The organism is Hymenobacter lapidiphilus (assembly GCF_003417065.2).
Classification (GTDB): Bacteria; Bacteroidota; Bacteroidia; order Cytophagales; family Hymenobacteraceae; genus Hymenobacter.
On sequence record NZ_QVLT01000008.1, the window covers coordinates 79,455 to 100,130 of the forward strand.

Annotated in this window: 16 protein-coding genes; 8 read left to right on the forward strand and 8 right to left on the reverse strand. The window is 61.2% G+C overall.

Annotated features, from left to right (window positions below; genetic code table 11):
• Nucleotides 1-180: 180 nt before the first annotated feature.
• The gene (locus tag D0N36_RS06680; RefSeq protein ID WP_116940623.1) at nt 181-3,027 is read left to right on the forward strand and encodes a T9SS type B sorting domain-containing protein; all 2,847 of its coding nucleotides are present in this window, start codon (nt 181-183) and stop codon (nt 3,025-3,027) included.
• A 203-nt stretch (nt 3,028-3,230) separates the two neighbouring features.
• Nucleotides 3,231-4,118, forward strand: coding sequence for an ACP S-malonyltransferase (gene fabD, locus D0N36_RS06685; protein ID WP_116940624.1), 888 nt, complete (start codon nt 3,231-3,233; stop codon nt 4,116-4,118).
• An 86-nt stretch (nt 4,119-4,204) separates the two neighbouring features.
• Here fabD and folK read toward each other — a convergent pair whose 3' ends face one another.
• The 3 genes from folK to D0N36_RS06700 are packed head-to-tail and all read right to left on the reverse strand — an operon-like array spanning nt 4,205 to nt 6,184.
• Entirely contained in the window at nt 4,205-4,699 is a 495-nt protein-coding gene (gene folK, locus D0N36_RS06690) for a 2-amino-4-hydroxy-6-hydroxymethyldihydropteridine diphosphokinase (RefSeq protein WP_116940625.1), read from the reverse strand.
• Between the two features lie 4 nt (nt 4,700-4,703).
• Entirely contained in the window at nt 4,704-5,300 is a 597-nt protein-coding gene (locus tag D0N36_RS06695; RefSeq protein WP_116940626.1) for a hypothetical protein, read from the reverse strand.
• Nucleotides 5,301-5,305: 5 nt separating this feature from the next.
• On the reverse strand, nt 5,306-6,184 hold the full coding sequence (locus D0N36_RS06700) for an alpha/beta hydrolase family protein (RefSeq protein WP_116940627.1): 879 nt from the start codon (nt 6,182-6,184) through the stop codon (nt 5,306-5,308).
• A 168-nt stretch (nt 6,185-6,352) separates the two neighbouring features.
• Between D0N36_RS06700 and D0N36_RS06705 the strand changes: the two genes are divergently transcribed.
• Together D0N36_RS06705 and D0N36_RS06710 are read left to right on the forward strand one after the other, a co-directional pair.
• Complete coding sequence (locus D0N36_RS06705; protein WP_116940628.1) at nt 6,353-7,333, forward strand: polyprenyl synthetase family protein; 981 nt, start codon at nt 6,353-6,355, stop codon at nt 7,331-7,333.
• Nucleotides 7,334-7,364: 31 nt separating this feature from the next.
• Nucleotides 7,365-8,804: a hypothetical protein gene (locus D0N36_RS06710; protein WP_116940629.1), complete on the forward strand. Its 1,440-nt coding sequence runs from the start codon at nt 7,365-7,367 to the stop codon at nt 8,802-8,804.
• 173 nt (nt 8,805-8,977) lie between these two features.
• On the opposite strand, the gene D0N36_RS06715 is transcribed toward D0N36_RS06710, so the two are convergent.
• The 3 genes from D0N36_RS06715 to D0N36_RS06725 form a co-directional block, all read right to left on the reverse strand.
• Nucleotides 8,978-9,274 (reverse strand): hypothetical protein, encoded by a 297-nt coding sequence (locus tag D0N36_RS06715; protein WP_116940630.1) that lies wholly within the window; start codon nt 9,272-9,274, stop codon nt 8,978-8,980.
• A gap of 172 nt (nt 9,275-9,446) precedes the next feature.
• A complete protein-coding gene (locus tag D0N36_RS06720; protein WP_116940631.1) occupies nt 9,447-10,313 on the reverse strand; it encodes a universal stress protein in 867 nt (288 codons plus the stop codon).
• A 127-nt stretch (nt 10,314-10,440) separates the two neighbouring features.
• Nucleotides 10,441-11,748: a peroxiredoxin family protein gene (locus D0N36_RS06725; protein WP_116940632.1), complete on the reverse strand. Its 1,308-nt coding sequence runs from the start codon at nt 11,746-11,748 to the stop codon at nt 10,441-10,443.
• A gap of 233 nt (nt 11,749-11,981) precedes the next feature.
• On the opposite strand from D0N36_RS06725, the gene D0N36_RS06730 reads away from it, so the two are divergent.
• The 4 genes from D0N36_RS06730 (at nt 11,982) to D0N36_RS06745 (ending at nt 16,865) form a co-directional block, all read left to right on the forward strand.
• Entirely contained in the window at nt 11,982-14,279 is a 2,298-nt protein-coding gene (locus D0N36_RS06730; RefSeq protein WP_116940633.1) for an aconitate hydratase, read from the forward strand.
• Nucleotides 14,280-14,416: 137 nt separating this feature from the next.
• Nucleotides 14,417-14,899 (forward strand): hypothetical protein, encoded by a 483-nt coding sequence (locus D0N36_RS06735; RefSeq protein WP_147320774.1) that lies wholly within the window; start codon nt 14,417-14,419, stop codon nt 14,897-14,899.
• A gap of 109 nt (nt 14,900-15,008) precedes the next feature.
• Nucleotides 15,009-15,995 carry an SEC-C metal-binding domain-containing protein gene (locus tag D0N36_RS06740; protein WP_199798315.1) on the forward strand — a complete coding sequence of 329 codons (987 nt, stop codon included), beginning with the start codon at nt 15,009-15,011 and terminating at the stop codon, nt 15,993-15,995.
• A 174-nt stretch (nt 15,996-16,169) separates the two neighbouring features.
• The gene (locus tag D0N36_RS06745; protein WP_116940635.1) at nt 16,170-16,865 is read left to right on the forward strand and encodes a TIGR02117 family protein; all 696 of its coding nucleotides are present in this window, start codon (nt 16,170-16,172) and stop codon (nt 16,863-16,865) included.
• 306 nt (nt 16,866-17,171) lie between these two features.
• Here the strand turns inward: D0N36_RS06745 and D0N36_RS06750 are convergent, their stop codons facing one another.
• Nucleotides 17,172-17,387: a hypothetical protein gene (locus tag D0N36_RS06750; protein WP_116940636.1), complete on the reverse strand. Its 216-nt coding sequence runs from the start codon at nt 17,385-17,387 to the stop codon at nt 17,172-17,174.
• Between the two features lie 260 nt (nt 17,388-17,647).
• Complete coding sequence (locus D0N36_RS06755; protein WP_207190721.1) at nt 17,648-20,431, reverse strand: S8 family peptidase; 2,784 nt, start codon at nt 20,429-20,431, stop codon at nt 17,648-17,650.
• Nucleotides 20,432-20,676: the final 245 nt, after the last annotated feature.

The window sequence follows — 20,676 nt, forward strand, 5'->3', positions numbered from 1 at the left end:
GGCTAGTAGGAAACAATCTGAATAAAGGCCGCGGTCCGGCCGGAATCAAATGAAAGCCAACTCCGTTAGTATCTTGCTTCGGTCTAACAACCTGCGCCGCCCGACTTTTGTTAGGTTTCCGCCGGGTTTTTCCGGACCTTACTTCCAGCAGTTTCTCTGCCCGTTTAGTTGCCTGATTCTATGCGTATCGCTCTACCTATCCGTCCGTTGCAGCGTTGGCTGGCGGGGCTATTTCTGCTGATAGCCTTTCTGACGGCCGCACCGGCTGCCCGCGCCACTCACCTGGCCGCCGGTGATATTCAGGCCCGTACCGACCCCAACAACCCCCGGCGCATCTTTTTTACCCTTTCGCTCTACGTGCGCATTCCGGGCCCCGATGTGGCCGAGGAGCCTTCGGTTATTATCTTTTTCGGCGATAATACTTCCCAGGTCGATATTCCATTCGTATCGCAGACCCGCGTGGCACCAGAGTATCTGCTCAACGTGTACAAGTTCGAGCACACCTACAACTCTACCGGGGCTTACACAGTGGGCTACGCCAGCGTAAACCGGCCGGTGGGGGTGCTGAATATGGCCAACTCGGCCAATGAAAGCTTTTATATCTCGACTACCGTTCTCATCAACGCATTCATTCAGAACACTTCACCCCAACTGCTGGCACCAGCCATCGACAAGGGTAGCGTGGGCCAGGTATTTCTGCATAACCCGGCCGCCTTCGATGCCGAGGGCGACTCACTGGCGTACGAGCTGCGGCCCAGCCAAAAGGCCGGCGACCCGCGCATCGCGCTTGCCAGCGGCAACCGGCTAATCCCTGTAACTACTACCAACTTCACTTTTCCCAACAACCTGCCGGGCATTGATGCCCGCCAGGTGGCCTACAGCGGGCCGCCCGTCGGGGCGCCCGGCGACAAGGCCATCTTCACTATCGACGCTTTCACTGGCCAGGTAGTGTGGAATGCGCCGGCCCAGGTGGGCACGTATAATGTGGCCTTTGTAGTGAAGGAGTACCGCCGCACACCCGGCCGGCCCACCCAGCCCACGCTGCTGAGCGAGACAATCCGCGACATGCAGATTATCGTGCGGCCTCCCAACAACCTCCGCCCCATCATCAACGTGCCGCCCGATGTGTGCGTGGTGGCCAATACACCGGTGCCCGGCGGTACTATAACGGCCACCGACCCCGATGGCAACCCGGTGTTGCTCGAAGCATTTACCGGCCTGCTGCCCATGCCGGCCTCGTTCCAGCAGAGCACCAAAGGACCACCCGTTGCCCGTGCCCTGTTCCAATGGACACCGGCCTGCTCTTTCATCCGGCGCCAGCCCTATCAGGTGCTGTTCAAGGCCACCGATGAGCCCGCGGGCAATATTTCGCCTCTCATTGACCAGCGCATCTGGAACATTACGGTGGTGGGGCCGGCCCCGCAAAACCTGCAAGCCACCCCGCAGGGCAACAATATGCGCCTCGACTGGAACAGCTACAGCTGCCAGAACCCGGGGGCTCAGATTCTGATTTTCCGCCGCGAAAACTGCTTTGCCTTCACGCCTACTACCTGCCAGACCGGGCTGCCCGCCGGCTCGGGCTACGTGCAGATTGGCGCCGTGGGCGTGGGTACCCGCACCTTCCTCGACGACAACAACGGACAAGGCCTGACCCGAGGTAAAACCTACTCGTACCGCATTTATGTGAGGTTTGCTCAGCCCAGCGGGGGCGAAAGCCTGGCTTCCAACGAGGCCTGTGTGAAGGTGGAGGGCCGCTCACCCCGCCTCACCAACGTGACCGTAGACCGCACCGACGTGGCTACGGGCCAGATTACCGTTCGCTGGAACCAGCCGGCTCCGCTGGCCAAGTTTGCCGAGCCCCGCGGCTACCGCCTTTACCGGGCCACCGGCCTCAACCCGGCCGCAGCTGACTTCCGCAAGGTGTTCACCACTAACAACCTGCGCGATACCACCTTTGTGAATACCGGCCTCAACACGCAAGCCAACGCCTACACTTACCGACTCGATTTTTTCAGCAACTCGGCCTTAGCGGCCGACTCGGTGGAGCGTACCCAGCCGGCTTCGAGCGTACGGCTGACGGCTACGCCCAACCCGCTGGCCAGCACAATAGCCGTTAGTTGGGTCTACAATGTGCCCTGGGACAACAGCAAGCGGCCCAGCACCGTGTATCGGCGCGAGCCGGGCGGTACGTTCCGGCCCGTGGGCAAGGCCACCAGCACCACTACCGGCGGCACTTTCGTGGATGATGGTAAGGTGCTGCCGCTGGTGAAAAACCGCACGTACTGTTACTACGTGAAGACCAACGGCACCTACGACATTGCCCTGCCCGATTCGCTCATCAACCTGAGCCAGGAACAGTGCGCGCCGCTGCGGGCCGTGCCCTGCACGCCCATCCTCACGCTCAAGCCTACCAACTGCGACAGTCTAGCCAGCCGCCTGTTCGATTTGCCGACCACGCCTACCTCGGGCATGCGCTTTACCAACTCGCTGAGCTGGACGCTGAGCAACCTGCCCACGCAGGACTGCAGCCGCGACATCGCACAGTATATCATCTACTTCGCACCTACGGCGGCCGACGAGCTGACTGAACTGGCCCGCGTGCCCGGCACCCAGACCACCTATGAGCACACCAATCTGGCTTCGGCCCAGGGCTGCTACGCCATTCAGGCCGTCGATGTGAACGGGGCTGTGAGTGCGCTGAGCAACAAGGAGTGCAAGGATAACTGCCTGTTGTTCCTGCTGCCTAACATCTTTACGCCCAACGGCGACTCGAAAAACGATACGTTCCGGCCCAAGGTGTTCAGCCCGATTGAGCGCACGTCCATTCGGATTTACAACCGCTGGGGCACCAAGGTGTACGAGGGTAGCCAGGACCCGCTCATCAACTGGAACGGGGGTGGCACGGGTGAAGGCAACTCCAACGGCAAAGTGTCGGATGGCATGTATTTCTACCAGGCCGAGGTAACGTTTAAGGATGCCAACCGCACCACCCGTACTTTCAAAGGCTGGGTGCAGATTAACCGCTAGTCATTGTGGTAAAGCCAGAAAAGAGCCGGAATTCCCGTTGGGAATCCGGCTTTTTTTTATGGGAAAGTAGCGGGCTTCTGGGTTGCCCTTGGGGCAGCTGCATCGGGCAGTACCACATTTTTATGCAGCTTGCGGCCGTAATTTTTTCGCCTGCCCCGGCGGCGCTTCCAGCTAGAAGCCGTCGTGGGGCTTATTCTGACCACATGAAAGCAGTTATCTTCCCCGGCCAGGGCAGCCAGTTCAGCGGCATGGGCCGCGAGCTGTACGAGCAGCACCCCGAAGCCAAACGCCTGATGGACCAGGCCAACGAAATCCTGGGCTTTTCGCTTACCGACGCCATGTTTGCGGGTTCCGATGAGGAGCTGCGCCGCACCGACGTAACGCAGCCAGCTATTTTTCTGCACTCGGTGGCATTGGCTGCGGTCCTGCCCGATTTTCGGCCCGATATGGTGGCCGGCCACTCGCTGGGTGAGTTTTCGGCGCTGGTAGCTGCCAAGGTGCTGCGCTTTGAAGACGCCCTGCAGCTGGTAGCGCAGCGGGCCCGTGCCATGCAGGCTGCCTGCCAGGAGCAGCCCGGCACCATGGCCGCCATTCTGGCCCTCGACGACGATACCACAGTCCGCATCTGCCAGGAAATAACGGCGGGCGGCGATATTGTGGTGGCCGCTAACTATAACTGCCCCGGCCAGCTGGTGGTGTCGGGTTCGCAGCGCGGCATCGAGCTGGCCTGCGAGCAGTTGAAGGCCGCCGGGGCCAAGCGCGCCCTGCCGCTTCCCGTGGGCGGCGCTTTCCACTCGCCGCTTATGCAGTCGGCTGAAGCGGCACTGGCCGAAGCCATTGCCAAAACGAGCTTCGCAGCCGGCATTTGCCCGGTATATCAGAACGTGGACGCCGCCCCGCACACCGACCCCGACGAAATCCGCGAAAACCTCGTGCGCCAACTCACCGCCCCCGTCCGCTGGACCCAGAGCGTGCAGCGCATGGTGCAGGACGGTGCCACCGAGTTCGTGGAGTGCGGCCCCGGCAAAGTACTCCAGGGCCTGGTAAAGAAGATTGCGCCGGAAGTAACGGCTGGCTCAGCAGTATTGTAATTCGCTTCAATGCTACCGAAAAGGTCCTGCCAATTCACGGCAGGACCTTTTTTTGTGATTCGAATTTTCTGTTTCACACGCTAGAATCAGCGAGGCTCGCCATCTACCCGCGTAACCGTAAGCTCGTCCGGGCACTCAGCCAGCAGTTCGGCCACGGTGCGGCGGAGCCCCGGATGCACCACAGTTTCCGCAATTTCGGCCAGGGGCAGCAGGGCAAAGCGGCGCTCCGGCAGGCGCGGGTGAGGCAGTTGGAGCTTGGGCGTATTGAGTACCAGGTCGTCGTAGAGCAGAATATCTACGTCGAGGGTGCGGGCACCCCAGCGCACCAGCCGCAGCCGGCCCGCGTGCTGCTCGGCGGCCAGGCAAGCGGCCAGTAGCTGGGCGGGGGAGAGGCTGGTCTGGACTTTTAGGGCTTGGTTGAGGAAGGCTGGCTGCTCGGTCAGGCCCCAGGCAGCTGTTTCGTAAAGGCCCGAGGCAGCCGTTACGGAGCCGGCTGTGCGGCCCAGCTCCCCCACAGCGGTCTGCAGCGTGGCGGCCCGGTCGCCGAGGTTGGAGCCCATCAGGAGGTAGGCAGTCGGCATAAGATCAGGCGGCGGACACAGCAGGAACATAGAACCGTCGATACACCAGCCACGCCCCCAGCCAAAGGCCTGCCAGGATCAGAAACAGGATAGAAACCGCTGCTTCCGATGTACGCGCGACAGTTGCCGATAGCAACAGCCCGCCCATCAACATAGCCGTGGCAGCAAACCCCGGCCGGTCGAAAAAATCGAGCCCCCGGTAGAAGCCCAGGTAGAGCAGGGCGATGGTGAAGATTTGCGGAAGGTCGTATATCTGCCCGTCGCCCACGCCGTCCAGGAAATTTCCGGGTAGCGCCAGCGTTAGCAACAGCAGCAGAAACAGGGGAATACGGGATATAGAAAAGTTTTTGGACTGGGCCAGCAGATCGGTTTTACTGGTGTTGCCGACCACCGCTTCGCCAGGGCTCTGCCAGTTGACGCGCGAGCGGAAAACCTGGTAAACGATGCATCCAATCAGCACGGCCACCACTATCCCCACCCCCATTTCGGGCGAGATAGGGCCCTGCAAGAACGTGTACAGCGTTGCTGCCACGCCCACGAGGGCTGCGCCAAAGTAAAAGTTAACGGCCAGTACCAGTAGGCCGGTAAGTAGTTTCTTCATGGGTTTTAAGCCTGCAAATTCTGCTCAAAAAACTCTGCCGTGGCCTCGGCGGCCTGCTTAGCCTGTTCGGGCAGTTCGGCCGAGGGCCAGGGGTGGGCACCGCCGAAGTTGTGCGTAGCGGCAGGCAGCACCTTTAGCTCGGCAGCGGGTTGCCACTCGTGCAGCTGGCGGGCACGGTCCAGGGGCACGGTTTCATCCTGGTCGCCGTGCAGAATGAGCACCGGCCGGTCGTGCAGGCGCTGGCGCAGATTCTGCTCGATGTTGAGGCGGGGGCGGTTTTGGTAGTAGTTCTCGACGAGCTGGTAATAAAGCGGTAATTGCTGCCTGGTGCGCGAGTTTTCGACGTGCATTACGCCCTTCTGCTGCCAATGCGTCATTTGCTGCTCCGTCCAGCCCGGGTTTACGTTGCTTATGGCGGCCCAGGTAGCCACGGCCCGTACGCGGGTATCTTCGGCCGCTTTCAGCAGTACCAGGCCGCCACCCCGGCTGTGGCCGATAAGGGCTAGCCGCGAAAGGTCCATCTCGTCGGCCGAAATGCCCGTCTGGTCCGGCGTGTGCAGGGCATCAAGCAAAGCTCCCAAATCATCGAGTTCGATACTGAAATTATTGCGGCCAAACGCCTCAAGATCCTCCAAATCGCCCGACCCGCCCACTACCACACCGTTGTGCGAGAGGTTGAGCTTCACAAACACGAAGCCCCGGCGGGCAAACCAGTCGGCCAGTACGTTGAAATGGCCCCAGTCTTTGAACCCCTTGAAGCCGTGTACAAACACCACTACCGGCTTGGCCCGGCCGTCGGGCACGAAGCGGGCATCGGCCGCAAACGGGCGCTTGTGGCCGGGGCCGGACAGCAGAAACTCGACAGAAACAGGCAGGTTGGGCATAAAAGCGAAGGTAAGAAGGGAGGGATAAACTGTTGTTCCAGTAAAGAAAGAAGCGGCGCAGAACTCTCGGCTTTGCTTGCGCTATTTCGAACCAGATTTTTCATTCGTCGGAATGACAGGTGGCCCCTGCGCCTTTTCCCGTATCATTGCATTGCCCAATTACGCCGCATGACCATTTCGCTGGACCAGATACAGGCTCCGATTGCCTTGGAGATGGTGGAATTCGAAAAGAAATTCCGCCAGTCGATGCAGACTAAACAACTGCTGCTCGACAAAATCATGGGCTACATAGTAAAGCGCAAGGGCAAGCAGATCCGGCCGATGTTCGTGTTTTTCACGGCCAAAATCTGCGGTGGCGACCCGCTGCCCGAAGCGACGTTCCGCGGGGCAGCGCTGATTGAGCTGCTGCATACGGCTACGCTCGTGCATGATGATGTGGTAGATGAAAGCAACTACCGACGCGGCTTTTTTTCCATCAACGCGCTATGGAAGAACAAGATAGCGGTGCTCGTAGGCGATTATCTGCTGAGTAAAGGCCTGCTGCTGAGCTTGGAAAACGACGATTACGCCCTGCTCAAGATTGTGAGCAATGCGGTGAAGGAGCTCAGCGAAGGCGAGCTGCTGCAGATTGAAAAGGCCCGTCGCCTCGATATTACTGAGGACGTGTACTTCGACATCATTCGCCAGAAAACGGCCTCGCTTATTGCCTCCTGCTGCGCAGTAGGCGCCTCTTCGGCCGGTGCCAACCCCGAAACGGTGGAGCGGGCCCGGCTGTTTGGCGAGAAGGTGGGCATGGCTTTCCAGATAAAGGACGACCTATTCGACTATGGTACGGCCGAAATCGGGAAGCCGCTGGGCATCGATATCAAGGAGAAAAAGATGACGCTGCCGCTGATTTACGCGCTGCAAAAAGCCGACTGGCTCACCAAGCGCCGCATAATTTTCAATGTTAAAAATAACGACGGCCGCCGCGACCGGGTGCAGCAGGTAATTGAGTTCGTGAAGCAGTCGGGCGGGCTCGACTACGCCATCAGCGTAATGGAGCGCTACCGCGACGAGGCCCTGACCGTGCTGCGCACCTTCCCGGAGTCGGCCTCGCGCACCTCGCTCGAACAGCTCATCAACTACACCATCGAGCGGGAAAAGTAGCCGCCTCGCGTTCCGAAGCAAGCCTGCCCGCATGAGAACCCGCTACCTGCTACCGCTGCTGGTGCTGTTTGTGGCCCTCGACCTGGGCTATACCTACTGGCAAAACTACCGCATGCCGCTCGATGGCGACCTGGCGGGTATCGTGCTGCCCGCTCCCCGCAGCCAACCGGTACTGTCGGACCCGTTCGGGTGGGCCGCCCTAACGCGGCGCGAGGTATACGTGGCGCCCAACCGTTTTTTCGCGCACTTCGCGATGGTGAGCTACTTTAAAACGGTGCCGTTTGCGTTGCAGCGGTTCATGCCGCCCATCGAAAGCGTGTATGTGGCCTGCGGGCTGTTCAGCGCCGCCGTGCAGGCGCTGGTGCTCTACGTGCTGGGGCTGTACGCCACTGGCCGTGCCCGCCTGGGCCGCCGCTTCTGGCTGACGGTGGCCGTGCTGGTGCCGCTGTTTCAGTCGGCGGGTTACCACAACCAGATGGGTATCATCGACAACGCCATCACCTACACCTTCTTCTACGCCTTTCCGCTGGCGCTGCTGGGCCTGTTCTACTGGCCATTTTATCGGGCGACGCAAGGTGCGGAGGCCTTCCGGCCACGCTGGTGGCAGTATGGGCTGCTGGCGGGGCTGGCCGTGGTGCTGAGCTTCAACGGGCCTGTTATTCCGGGCGTGGTGGCCGTGCTCAGTACCGGCATCTGCCTGCACTGGCTGAGACGACAGTGGCGGGCAACGGGCGGAAACTGGGCCGCCGTGGTGCGGCACGTGCCGTGGCCGGCGTTTAGTCTGCTGCTTTTGCTGGGGGCGCTGTGCCTGTACTCGTTTTACGTGGGGCAGTTCGAGCTGGAAAGCCGTAACACCACTATTACACTGGCCGAGCGCTACCGCCGGCTGCCGACGGGCCTGAACGAAACCTTCTTCCGGCGGCCCGCGCTGGCTATTCTGCTCGGGGTGGTGCTACTGAACATGCTACTGACTGGTCGGCTGCTACCGGCCACCCCCGAAAGCCGGCGACTGCGGCAGCTGCTGGGCTGGCTGGCCGTGTTTGCCGTTGCCTATATGCTGCTGCTGCCGCTGGGTGGCTACCGCGAGTATCGCCCCTATATTATCCGGCGCGACTCCATTATGCCCGTGCTGCTGGGCCTGATGGCCCTCTACGGCGCCACCACCTACTACCTGGCCACGCACCTGACGGGCCGCCGCCGCGCCGGGTACTTAAGCTGGGTAGCGGCGCTGTGCCTGTTTTATACCGTTTCCGACAACTCGTGGCGCTACCCCACCAACGGCTGTCAGCGCGATGCCCTCGAAACGCTGGCCCGCGCCACAACGCCCACCGTCGATCTGCCCCAAAACTGTCCGGTGCTGGCCTGGGGCCCCATCCCCACCTACGCCGAGTCCGATATCCAGGCCCAGCTGCTCGCCTACTGGAACATCACCTGGGGCAAGCGCCTGTACAAACAGCCGACGACAGAATAAATCACCGATGGTGCAGCTAATGCAGATTCGTTCTGAATGGAATAATGAAAGCGGCAGATAGTCCAGAACAAATCTGGGTTATCTGCCGCTTCATCGGCACCATCTGAGACTGAAAAGCCGCCGATAACCCAGAACGAATCTGCGTTAGCTGCACCATCTGCCACAGCTGTGATTTAGTGTTGCACTTGATAGTACACCTGTTCGGCCTTCACTTCCAATACTTCGAAGCGTACGCCCTTAGGGTTACTGGTAACCGTTATTTCGTGCGTCATCTCGCAGGTGGGGCACTTAAGCTGCTCGGTTTCGTACTGGCCATCATCGGGCATGGTGGCGAAGTGCTCGGCGGCGGGAACCCCGATGGAAGCCGTGAAAACATCCTGCTGGCATTTGTTGCACTCGAACTTGAGGCCCACAGTATGGCCCTGGAGTTCATCGACGGGGGCGGGGGTATTTTTCTGCTGAATCCACATAAGAACGGATGGGTTTTGGTGAACAATAGGTGGCAATAACGGTGAGGCCCAGGGCCCCAACTGGTGTACGCAGAAATGCCAACGCGGGGTTGGGACGGTACTAGACCGGCCCAACCCCGCGTTGGCGTGTGTACTTACCAGGCAGCGTGGGCGTGCCAGCCGATACGACTGCTTACAAGTGAAACGTGAGTACTGGCTGAGCCGACTCGGTAGCCACCTTCTCGGCAATGCTACCCTGGAAAAACCGGCTGAGCGCCGAGCGTGCGTGGGTGGGCACTACCATAAGGCCGGCACCCAGCTTACGGGCCGCATCTTCGATACCGCCCTCAATGCTGCCAGCCTCCATCAGCACGGCTTCGGCGGGCGCCAGCTGATGGCGGCCGATAAAGTCGTCTATCTGCCGGCGAGCCGAACCTGCATCCTCATCTGTTACGCGTAGCAGGTGCAGGCGGGCATCCGGAAACAGCTGGCGCACCTGCCGCAGGCCGGGCACGGCCTGGTCGGCTTCGGCCGAAAAATCGGAGGCAAATACAATATCGCGCACTGCATCGAGGTCGGCAGCGTGCTTAACGGCCAGTACCGGGCAGGGGGCCAGGCGCACCAGTTGCTCGGTGTTCGACGAGGCAAAGAAGCGCTCCAGCGCATCGTGCTGCTGGGTGCCGAGCACCACCAAGTCGATGTGGCGCTGCTCAATTACCTTCAGAATAGCCTCACCTACGCCTATTTGGTCGGTCAGGTCGTGCACTGGCACGCCGGGGGCCAGCTCGGCGGCCTCGGCCAGCAGCAACTGCATGCGCTGGCGCGTGGCCTCAAGCAGCTTAATAACGAAAATCCGGTCGATGCCCTGGCTGTTGGGCAGCTCGGCCCCGCTTACCGGCCCGCCAAAGGTGCTGAAGTTGGCCGTGCGCTGCTGGTCGGGCAGGGCCAGCACATGGAGCAACGTAACCGAGCCGCCCGTGCGCCGGGCCAGCTGCAGCGCGGCCCGGAAGGCATGATGCGCCTCGGCCGAAAAGTCGGTGGGAACCAGAATGTTTTTCATGAGCCGGATGGAATAGAGATGGAACAGAAATGACTCAGGAGCCGGCCGCACACCAAAACCTGGTGGTGGCCGGCTCCTGCCGCTTGCTTATACGCAGGCAAAGCTCAACTGTCGGGCATAGCGCGTCTTACTCGGCCAGCAGCTGGTCAATCGTCTTGTTGAAATCGGCGTTCTGCTGCTCGTAGTACTGGCCGGTGCCGGGGCCCGAAAAGCCGGTATGAATCTTCCGGACTTCGCCCTTTTTATCAATGAAGATGGTGGTCGGGAAGGCCAGCACTTTCTGGATCTGGGGCAGCGACTTGCTGGCCATGTCCTTGTCGGCCACGCCGGCCACGGCCAGGTCATAGCCCACATTCATGCGCTCCTTCATCTTAAGCAGCCTGCGGGCTGCCACCTCCTGGTCGGGCGTGCGCTCGTAGCCCAGGCCAATAATTTCGACGCCGCGCTGCTTGTTCTTCTCGTACCAAGGCGCCAGAAAGTTGGTTTCGTCCATGCAGTTGGGGCACCACGAGCCCAGCAGTTGCACTACCAGCACCTTGCCGCGGTACTTGGGGTCGGAGGGCGAGATGCTGCCGCCTGCGAGAATGTTAGGAAACTTGAACTCCAGCTTCTTCTGGCCGGGCTTCATGCCGGTCAGGGCGTTGGCGTCGGGCAGTTTGGCGTTCGGGTCTTTCACCGCAGTCCAGGTTTCGTGGCCCGTCAGGCCCGAGTAGAAGTCGCCCTCAATGCGCGTGGCGCTATCGGGGGTGGTGCTTCCGGGCTGCTTGCCGGTGAACAGGAAGCCGTGGCTGCCGTCGAAAGTGCTTAGCATAAGCGTATTGCCATCGGCCTGCCCCGAAAGGTAGCGGTAGTCGCCGGTGCTGGTAAGAAACGTGCCCGTAACGCCCGCCGGTGTTTGCGTGAATACGCCCACGGCCGGGTACGTCTTGCCGGTATCATCCTTGAAACTGACTTTCCAGGTGCCGTCGAAGGAGGCTACCTTCTGATCGGCCATTACCGGAAACAGCGGCTGCGCACCCAGCTCAGCCGTAAATGGTACGCGGTACGGCTTGTCGGCGTCATACTTCACCCAGGCACCCGTCAGCTTGCCTTCGCCGGCAGCCCGCACCACCAGCGCGGCATCAAACACGCCCAGTTTAATGGTGGTCGAGTCGCCGGCCGTTGTTATTTCGTCGAGCTTGAGGCGCTCCTCGCCGTTGCGCAGCGTTACGGTGGGCTGGCCGCCGGCGGTGGCTACATCGAACAGAAACGGTATTTCCTGGCCCTGGGCCGAGAGTACGCCGCGCCAGGTGCCGGCCGTGAGAGGCGAAGCAGCCCCGTTGGCCGCAGTGGCTTCGGTGGTTTCGGTGGTTTTGGAATCAGACTGGCAGGCAGTGGCGGCCAGCGCGAGGGTGGCCCCAGCTATGGCCTTGCGCAAAGAGAAGGCAACGGGCATGGTTGAAAAAGAGTAAAAGTGAAACAGGGGCTAAACTACGGTACCGCCCGCATAGTTTGGGTGGGCCCGCGCCGGCGGGTGGCCGCAGCCGCCAGCCGGGTTCTTTTGAGCGCTTCTAAATAGGTCCTTAGCCGAACCCGGCGGCACTTATTTGACTTGCCGGACCCCGGCGCTTAGCTATATTTGCATGTCTGCCCCGGCAGGCTCGTTCTCTCCACTTTTTCAACCTGATTATGGCATTCGATTTAGAGATGATTAAGGCCGTGTACGCCGGCATGGGCACCCGCATCGAGGCGGCCCGGTCGGCGGTCGGCCGTCCGCTCACCCTGACGGAAAAAATTCTGTACGCCCACCTATACGGCGGTACCGTTTCGCAGGCGTATGAGCGGGGCGTTTCCTACGTCGATTTCGCGCCCGACCGCGTGGCCATGCAGGATGCTACTGCCCAGATGGCGCTGCTGCAGTTCATGCAGGCCGGTAAGGCTACGGCCGCCGTGCCCAGCACCGTGCATTGCGACCACCTCATCCAGGCCAAAGTAGGCGCGGATGCCGATTTGGCCACTGCCAACTCCGAGAACAAGGAGGTGTACGACTTCCTGGCTTCGGTTTCCAATAAGTACGGCCTTGGCTTCTGGAAGCCCGGTGCTGGCATCATCCACCAGGTAGTGCTCGAAAACTACGCCTTCCCCGGCGGCATGATGATCGGCACCGACTCGCACACGCCCAACGCGGGTGGCCTGGGCATGATTGCCATTGGCGTAGGCGGCGCCGATGCCGTCGACGTAATGGCCGGCATGGCCTGGGAGCTGAAATTCCCGAAAGTAATCGGCGTGAAGCTGACCGGTAAGCTCTCGGGCTGGACGTCGGCCAAAGACGTGATTCTGAAAGTAGCCGGCATCCTGACCGTGAAGGGCGGCACCGGCGCCATCGTGGAGTACTTTGGTGATGGCGCGGAGAACCTTTCGGCTACCGGCAAAGGCACCATCTGCAACATGGGCGCCGAAATTGGCGCTACCACCTCGGTGTTCAGCTTCGATGAGAAAATGGCCGTGTACCTGCGCGGCACCGGCCGGGCCGAAGTGGCCGAGCTGGCCGCCGGCGTGGCCGCGCACCTGCGCGCCGACGACGAGGTGTACGCCAACCCCGAGAATTTCTACGACCAGCTCATCGAAATCGACCTGAATACGCTGGAGCCCTACGTGAACGGTCCGTTCACGCCGGACGCCGCCTGGCCGATTTCGGAATTCGCCGCTGCCGTGCGCGAGCATGGCTGGCCCGAGAAGCTGGAAGTGGGCCTGATTGGCTCGTGCACCAACTCGAGCTACGAAGACATTACCCGCGCTGCCAGCATTGCCAAGCAGGCGGCCGATAAGGGCCTGACGGTGAAAGCCGAGTATACTGTAACGCCCGGCTCGGAGCTGGTGCGCTACACCGTGGAGCGCGACGGCCTGCTCGACACCTTCGCCGAGATGGGCGGCGTGGTGCTGGCCAACGCCTGCGGGCCGTGCATCGGCCAGTGGGCCCGCCACACCGACGACCCCAAGCGCCGCAATTCCATCATCACGAGCTTCAACCGCAACTTCGCCAAGCGCAACGACGGCAACCCCAACACCCACGCCTTCGTGGCCTCGCCCGAAATCGTGACAGCTTTCGCTATTGCTGGCGACCTGACCTTCAACCCACTCACCGATTCGCTGACCACCAAAAATGGCGAGCAGGTGAAGTTTGATGAGCCCGTAGGCATCGAGATGCCGCCCCGCGGCTTCGCGGTGGAGGATGCCGGTTACCAGCAGCCCGCCGCCGACGGCTCGGGCGTGAACGTAATGGTGTCGGCCGACTCCGACCGTTTGCAGCTGCTGGAGCCCTTCAAGCCGTGGAACGGCACCGACCTGCTGGGTCTGCGCCTGCTCATCAAGGCTAAGGGTAAGTGCACCACCGACCACATTTCGATGGCCGGCCCGTGGCTGAAGTACCGCGGCCACCTCGACAACATCTCCAACAACATGCTCATCGGGGCTATCAACGCCTTCAACGAGCAGCCCAATGCCGTGAAAGATGCCCTCACCCAGGGTACGCCGTACTCGGCCGTGCCTACGGTGGCCCGTAACTACAAGGCGCAGGGCATTGGTTCGGTGGTAGTTGGCGATGAGAACTACGGCGAAGGCAGCTCGCGCGAGCACGCCGCCATGGAGCCGCGCCACCTCGGCGTGCGCGCCGTGCTAGTGAAATCCTTCGCCCGGATTCACGAAACCAACCTCAAGAAGCAGGGCATGCTGGGCCTCACCTTCGACAACAAGGCCGATTACGACTTGGTAGAAGAAGACGATACCATCGACATCCTCGGCCTGACGGACTTCCAGCCTGGCAAGCCCCTGCAGGTGCGCCTGCACCACTCCGACGGCGACACGGACCTCATCACGGTGAACCACACCTACAACGAGGGCCAGATTGCTTGGTTTAAGGCCGGCTCGGCTCTCAACCTGATTCGCCAGATGCAAAGCGGCGACGCCCAGCTTTCGGAGCGCATCTAGCAGTTTGGAGTTAATTAAAAAGCCGCCTTCCCGGATAGGGGAGGCGGCCGTTTTTATGAATATAGCTTGCAACTGTTTCTTGTGAATGAAGCTCTGGTAGTTGATTAACTTCCTTTCACCGTTTAATTTTTTATCATATGAAACCAGTACTTACCTTATTGGGCGGCCTGCTGCTAACGCTGGCTCTGAACGGCTGCGCTACCCGCGACGACGAAGTCGAAAATCTGCAACCCTGCCAGTCCGGGCCGATTTCCGTTAGCAGCCTGGAAGCCGAATACGGCTGCACCTATAGTCGTTGGATAGACCTGAGCACAGGACCGGCACCGGTCATTATCCGCAGCCAGGCACAGTTCGATCAGCAGGCCAAGGGCCAGTGTCATCCGCAGGTTGATTTTGCCAGGTACGATTTGATTATCGGGCAGCAGCCGCAGTTGGGTGGTGCGGCCAGCGCCACTGCTACTTACGACTACCAGCGTAACTGCTCCGACCTGGGACGGACGTTACAGGTGGTGCTGAAAAACGGTGTGACGTTCGACCTCGCCACCTATACCTACCACGTGCTGGTGCCCAAGCTGGCCCCCACCGAAACGGTGAAAGTAGAAGTGCAGGTGACGCAATAGGTGAAATAGAGTGAGGTAAATCAAAGGCCGCCTTCCTAAATTGGGGGCGGCCTTTTCTGTGAGCAGAATGAACGTTGCTGGCCCTAGTCTTCCTTTAACCCCTCTCCCAATGACCTCCGTTCCGGCTTTTGAGCACCCGATTTTCGAGCAGCTTTATCAGCGCGACTATTTCATTGACGACGCTGTGCTGCGCGAAATCCTGGCCCTGGGGCCGGCCGTGGCGGTACCCGAGTTGCTGAAAATAACCGCTGCCACGCTCGCCGATTTCGACTATGATAACCCCGGGCCCAACTGGTATCACAACTTCCATTTCCCCCACGCGCTCTACCTGCTGCAGGAGCTGGCGGCCCCCGAAGCCCTCGATATGCAGCGGAAGCTGTTGCGCCTGAGTCCGGAAAACCTCGAATATTGGTTTGGCGACTTTATGGGGGAGGAACTGCCCGAAATGCTGGCCACAGCGGGTCGTACGAAGCCTGCCGAGCTGATGGCTTTGCTGGAAGATGGTTCGTACCTGCTTCATAACCGCTTGCTGGTGGGGCAGGCCCTGCTGCGGCTGGCCCGCGAACAGCCCGGCCTGCGCCCCGAAATTGTGGATTTTCTGCGCCGCTATCTGCGCCATATCATCGGCCACGCAGCTCAGGCCCAGTTGCTGTTTCCACCCGACCAGGACTTTTATGCCTACGAGCTGGATACTTACCTGGGCCTGCTGCTGGCCGAAGTGCAGGATGCCGGTCTGCGGGAGCTGGAGCCGGAAGTGCGGGAACTGTACCTCCTGAAGCTGGTAGATGAGTCGATTAGCGGTGCCGAGGCCGACATTGATTTTGACCAGGGCCGCCCGCTGCCGCCCGCCGATGACATTTTCGGGCGCTACCAGAAGCTGCGCGAGTGGCCCGAAAACGACTCGCCGTTCCACCCCGACGCGGCGGGCATTGCCGGGCGTAAGGCGCAGGCCGAGGTGGCGCGGCAGCGGGCCCAGGCCGAGTATTACCAGCGGGGCACCCCGCCGCTGCCCCGGCAGGCAGGCCCCCAAACCGGCCGCAACGACCCCTGCCCCTGCGGCAGCGGTAAGAAACACAAGAAATGCTGCCTGGTGTAAGGCCGGGCCACTGCTTACCGTAGGGCCTCTGTATTAGGTAGTAGTACTGCCTGACGAACGAACCGACTCCCGAAGCGCGGCGACGTGCCGACGAAACGCGGCCGGGTAACCGGGGCCGGCAGACGAGCCTTTTGAAACGAAGCTCGTATAGGCAGACTTCACTCTTGCTTTCCTATGAAAAAATCGAACCCGCTCTATCCAGTAATTGCCGCCGTTGCCTACACCGGCATCGGTATCATCGGGCTGGTGGCCGTGTATGTAGTAGCCTCGGTGGTACTGTCGGCCGTTCCGGTAGCCGGTGCCGAAACGAAGCCCGCCCCCGGCGAAACCGTGGAGGTGTACCTGCTCTCCAACGGCGTGCACACCGACCTGGTGCTGCCCGTGCGCAATGCCCAGAAAGACTGGACCAGGTTCATCTCCTACGCCGATACGCCTGCCAACGACACCAGCCAGGACTTCGTGGGCTTCGGCTGGGGCGACAGGGGCTTTTACCTCGACACGCCCACCTGGGCCGAGCTCAAGCTCAGCACCGGTCTGAAGGCCATGTTCTGGCTTGGCACCACGGCCATGCACACCACCTTCCACCACCGCCCCAAAGAAGGGCCCAAATGCGTGCTCCTCCAGCTCACGCCGGTCGAGTACGCCCGGCTTGTCCGCTTCATCGAAACTAAGTTCGATTTGGATGCCCAGGGCCGCGCCCAGCAGATTAAGGGCCACAGCTACGGCCAGAACGACGCCTTCTACCTAGCCAACGGCACCTACAACCTCTTCGACACCTGCAACAGCTGGACCAACCGCGGCCTGAAAACCGCGGGCCAGCGCGCCGCCCTCTGGACGCCCTTCGACTTCGGCATGTTCTGGCACTATTGAGTTGAGCTACTGAAGCAGTTTAGAAAGTAGTAAAACCGTCATGCCACCACTTCGTGGACGCCAGATGAAGCATGACGTTCTTTTGACTTTCTGAGCAGCTTCAACAGCTTCGTAGCTGACCGCTATTCGCGGACAGCTTTTTTGGTGGAGCGACCTTGTCTGACAACCAGCCTCCGGCGCATAAAAAAACCGGCGGCTTCCGGGTAGCGAACCAGAAACCACCGGGTTAGGGAGGAGTGAATAAGGCTGTTTTGCCCAGCAACTACAAGCGCGGAAGCTACTAGCTTTCAGCTGAAAGCAGACAGCTCAATTAAGCCAGACCTGGGCCACGGGCTCAAAGCGGTGTCGGGCAAAGGCGCCATAGGGGCGCTCGGCATAGAAGCCTAGCACGTGCACCTGCCAGTCGCCGCTGTGGGCGTTGCGCCGCAACTGCACGGGGTACACCTGCCCGCGCGCAGGCCAGTCGCCGATGTAGTCAGCCGGACGGTTCCGGGCATTCACGCACCGCGCGTACTGCTGCATCGGAAGGGGGACGGGAAGCTTCGTTTTTGGCATATACAAATATACGTATATTTATCAATAAAACTAAATTAGTTAGTCAGATAAACCGTGAATTTGTGACTGATGTCACTTATTAAATCAGCGGTTTTTTATCGTTGAGCTAGCCTATGCCACAAAGGTTCGATATTAGTTATAATATCTTTATAAATAAATATTGTAACTAATTGCTAAGAAATTTGGACGTAATTGGCTGATCAGATACGATCCGGGCGTACAGCTGGCTATGGACGCTTCAGTACCCGATAGTTGCCCACTCCGGCTGCCGTTTCTATGCGCAGCAGATACACACCGGCCGGGTAGGCCGATAGGTCGAGGGAGGCCGTTGTCTGCCTGAAGCTGTACGTGGCCAGCTGTTGTCCCAGCACCGATAGTACCCGCACCGTGGCCGGAGCGCCGGCAGGCAGATCCAGTTGCACAGTGCCCGAGGTAGGATTGGGGTAGAGCCGAACGCCAGCCAGCATGAGCGGCTTCGAGGTGGTGGGCACCTGCTGGTAGCCGGCAGCCGCTGCATCGGCTGCAGCCTGCAGCTCGGCCAGCGAAGGTGCCGCCAGCACCGCAAAGGCTACCGTCATTGAGTCGGCCGGGGCCAGGTAGGGCAGGGCCGCGCCCACTACCTGGGCCGCATCGGTGCCGATAGACAAGCCGGTGGTTTGGTTAGCGGTGCCACTGCTCAGCGTCAGCCACTTCTCAGCCCGGCTGAATCCGTCATTCAGGCGCACCGGCCCGGCGGGAGTATTTGAACTGTTATCGAGGCTGAATACGCTGGGCTGGCCGCCGGCCAGGTGCTGCACGCCGGCATAGATGGTCTGGCCGGGCGTGTCGTACACGTATCCCAGGCGGCGGGCCGCGTCCCAGCCGGCCACGTTGCGGGTGGGGTTGTCGGGCAGGTCCCAATCCATAAATAAGCCCAGATGCAATGGCCGGAGCGTGTCGGCAGTAAGGTTGGTGAGCTGATATTCGAGCAGCACGTAGTTCTGGTGGGGCGCGGCAGCCCGGGCAGTGGCCCGCTGGCGCAGGGCCACACCTACGGCCAGTGGGTTGGTGGCCGGTAACTTTGCTTCCCGTAGCCTGCCTTCGGCCCGTTGGTCGAGTGACCAGTTGGCGGCGGGCAGGCGGTGCACCTGGGCTACTGCTGTAAAATCGGCATCGTTGCCGCGCTTATCGTTGCGTACGTTGCTGGCCAGGCGCGTGGCCGAGGTAGCGAGCAGCAGCCCGCCTTCGGCCAGCAGCGGCGGCCCCTGGCGGTAGCTGATGCCTTCGCCGAGGCTGGGGCTGGTGGCCTCGTAGCCCAGATTGCCGCGGCTGGTGAGCGTGAAACGCAGGTTGTTGGCATCGAGCACCACGTAATCGGCGTTGAGCAGCAGGGTCTCATACTGGTATTCGGTGTAGCCACTGGCTTCGTGGTGCAAGTGGTAGCGCAGAACGGCCTTGGTATTGAGCGGTACACCTGCGGCCGCCACGACCAACCGGAAAGGCGTGGCAGCGTTGTTGGCCTCGGCCAGGCTGGCCAAAGGGCCGGTGCTGAACTCGCCCTGACGCACCATTACGTAAGGCGAAAGCGAGGTGAGCGTTACGGTAAGGCCCGGCAGCTCGCGTAGCAGGTTCTGTACCCGCACTGTAAGGCGCAGCGTGTCGGCGGGCTGATAGAAGGCGCGGGCCGGGGCGGCCGTGCGGGCCACCACACGGGCCGAGTAAGGCTGCTCCGATACGGCCCGGAATACGTTCAGGCGGCCCGAGCCCAGCCGGCCGGCGTAGGCCACGTTGCCTGGTAGGTTGTCGATGAAATCGGTGGTGCGTCGGATTTGGGCGGCCACCTGAGCCGCGTTGAGCTGCGGAAACCGGGCCCGCACCAGTGCGGCAGCCCCCGCCACCTGGGGCGCAGCAAACGACGAACCGCCCGTTTTGGTGTAATCGGTATCGGTAACGCCAAGCGTCGTGATAATTCCTTCGCCGGGGGCCGATAAATCGATCCGGTAGCTGAACGTGCCGCTCACGCTACGCTCGTCGGTGCGGGTAGTTTGGGCCACCGACACCACATGCTGGTAGCTGGCGGGGTAGAAGTCTAGGTCCTGGGGCGTGTTGCCGGCGGCGGCCACCACTACCACGTCGTGGTTGAGCGCGGCATAGCTGATAATTTCCTGCTCGAAGCGCGAAGGCGCGCCCGCACCGCCCCACGACAGGTTGACGACCCGGCAGCCATGGTCGGCGGCGTACACAATGGCCTCGTAGCCGCCAAATGAGCCTTCGGGGGTGGAGGGATAAATTTTCAGGGGCATATACCGCGACTTGTAGCCCACGCTGGCGATGCCCCGGCCATTGTTGGTAGCCCCGGCGGCCACGCCGGTTACCATCACGCCGTGGGCCAGGTCGGTGGGGTTGCGGGTGCGCTCGGGGTCGTTGTCGTGGTCGGCAAAATCCCAGCCGTAGTAGTTGTCTATGTAGCCGTCGCCATCGTTATCAATGCCATCGATGGGGTCGCGGCGGTTGAGCTGGTTCTTGCCCGCCAGGTCCTCGTGGGTGAACCGGGTGCCGCCATCCGCAATGCCGATAACGATGCTCGTATCGCCCTGGGTAACGTTCCAGGCCTGGTAGGCGCGGATGTTTCTGAGGTAGTACTGACCGCCGGTGCCGGCCGAATCGGCCTGCGGGTCGTTGGGCTGCTGCAGGGGCTGGTAGTCGTAGAGCGGCTCGGCGTACTCCACCAGGCCGGTTTTAAGCAGCCGCTGCCGCAACTGATCCGGCGAAGTGCCTGTGGGCAGGGTCAGCTCGTAGAGCAGCCCCAAATCCACGGCTCCGGTCTGGGCGCGGGCGGCAGTGGGCGTGGCGGCCCGCGGGAACTTGGGCCGGGCCGTCGCGCCAAGGGCCTGGAAAGTAGTCGTGAGGGCCGCCGGCAGCCCGGCCGGGCCCGGCCGGCGCGGCTGGGTGGCGTCGGTGGGGGCAGCTTTCAGCCGGAAAACCAGCACGCCCGGCCGCACCGTGCGGCTGGGTGCGACTGATTGAGCCACAACTGCGGCAGTACTGACCAGTAGCAGTGCGGCGCAGCAAAACCAACGTAGAGGCATAAGCATAGCACCAGAGAAATAGGGTAGAAGCGCGCGGTGGTCCGGTAGTCTGGCTAACGAAACTGCAGCCCCGGTGGATTGGTTCGGGCGGGTTCGGGGCCAATTCCGTAAATTTAGCCACCCCGAAGCAGTCCATCCACGCTTTTCGATGAAGTGGCGGCCTGGGTCGACCAGCGGCGGGTACATCG

Coding starts and splice junctions, on each gene's coding strand:
- D0N36_RS06680 (WP_116940623.1), top strand. CDS start 181: ATGCGTATCGCTCTACCTATCCGTCCGTTGCAGCGTTGGCTGGCGGGG.
- fabD (WP_116940624.1), top strand. CDS start 3,231: ATGAAAGCAGTTATCTTCCCCGGCCAGGGCAGCCAGTTCAGCGGCATG.
- folK (WP_116940625.1), bottom strand. CDS start 4,699: ATGCCGACTGCCTACCTCCTGATGGGCTCCAACCTCGGCGACCGGGCC.
- D0N36_RS06695 (WP_116940626.1), bottom strand. CDS start 5,300: ATGAAGAAACTACTTACCGGCCTACTGGTACTGGCCGTTAACTTTTAC.
- D0N36_RS06700 (WP_116940627.1), bottom strand. CDS start 6,184: ATGCCCAACCTGCCTGTTTCTGTCGAGTTTCTGCTGTCCGGCCCCGGC.
- D0N36_RS06705 (WP_116940628.1), top strand. CDS start 6,353: ATGACCATTTCGCTGGACCAGATACAGGCTCCGATTGCCTTGGAGATG.
- D0N36_RS06710 (WP_116940629.1), top strand. CDS start 7,365: ATGAGAACCCGCTACCTGCTACCGCTGCTGGTGCTGTTTGTGGCCCTC.
- D0N36_RS06715 (WP_116940630.1), bottom strand. CDS start 9,274: ATGTGGATTCAGCAGAAAAATACCCCCGCCCCCGTCGATGAACTCCAG.
- D0N36_RS06720 (WP_116940631.1), bottom strand. CDS start 10,313: ATGAAAAACATTCTGGTTCCCACCGACTTTTCGGCCGAGGCGCATCAT.
- D0N36_RS06725 (WP_116940632.1), bottom strand. CDS start 11,748: ATGCCCGTTGCCTTCTCTTTGCGCAAGGCCATAGCTGGGGCCACCCTC.
- D0N36_RS06730 (WP_116940633.1), top strand. CDS start 11,982: ATGGCATTCGATTTAGAGATGATTAAGGCCGTGTACGCCGGCATGGGC.
- D0N36_RS06735 (WP_147320774.1), top strand. CDS start 14,417: ATGAAACCAGTACTTACCTTATTGGGCGGCCTGCTGCTAACGCTGGCT.
- D0N36_RS06740 (WP_199798315.1), top strand. CDS start 15,009: ATGACCTCCGTTCCGGCTTTTGAGCACCCGATTTTCGAGCAGCTTTAT.
- D0N36_RS06745 (WP_116940635.1), top strand. CDS start 16,170: ATGAAAAAATCGAACCCGCTCTATCCAGTAATTGCCGCCGTTGCCTAC.
- D0N36_RS06750 (WP_116940636.1), bottom strand. CDS start 17,387: ATGCAGCAGTACGCGCGGTGCGTGAATGCCCGGAACCGTCCGGCTGAC.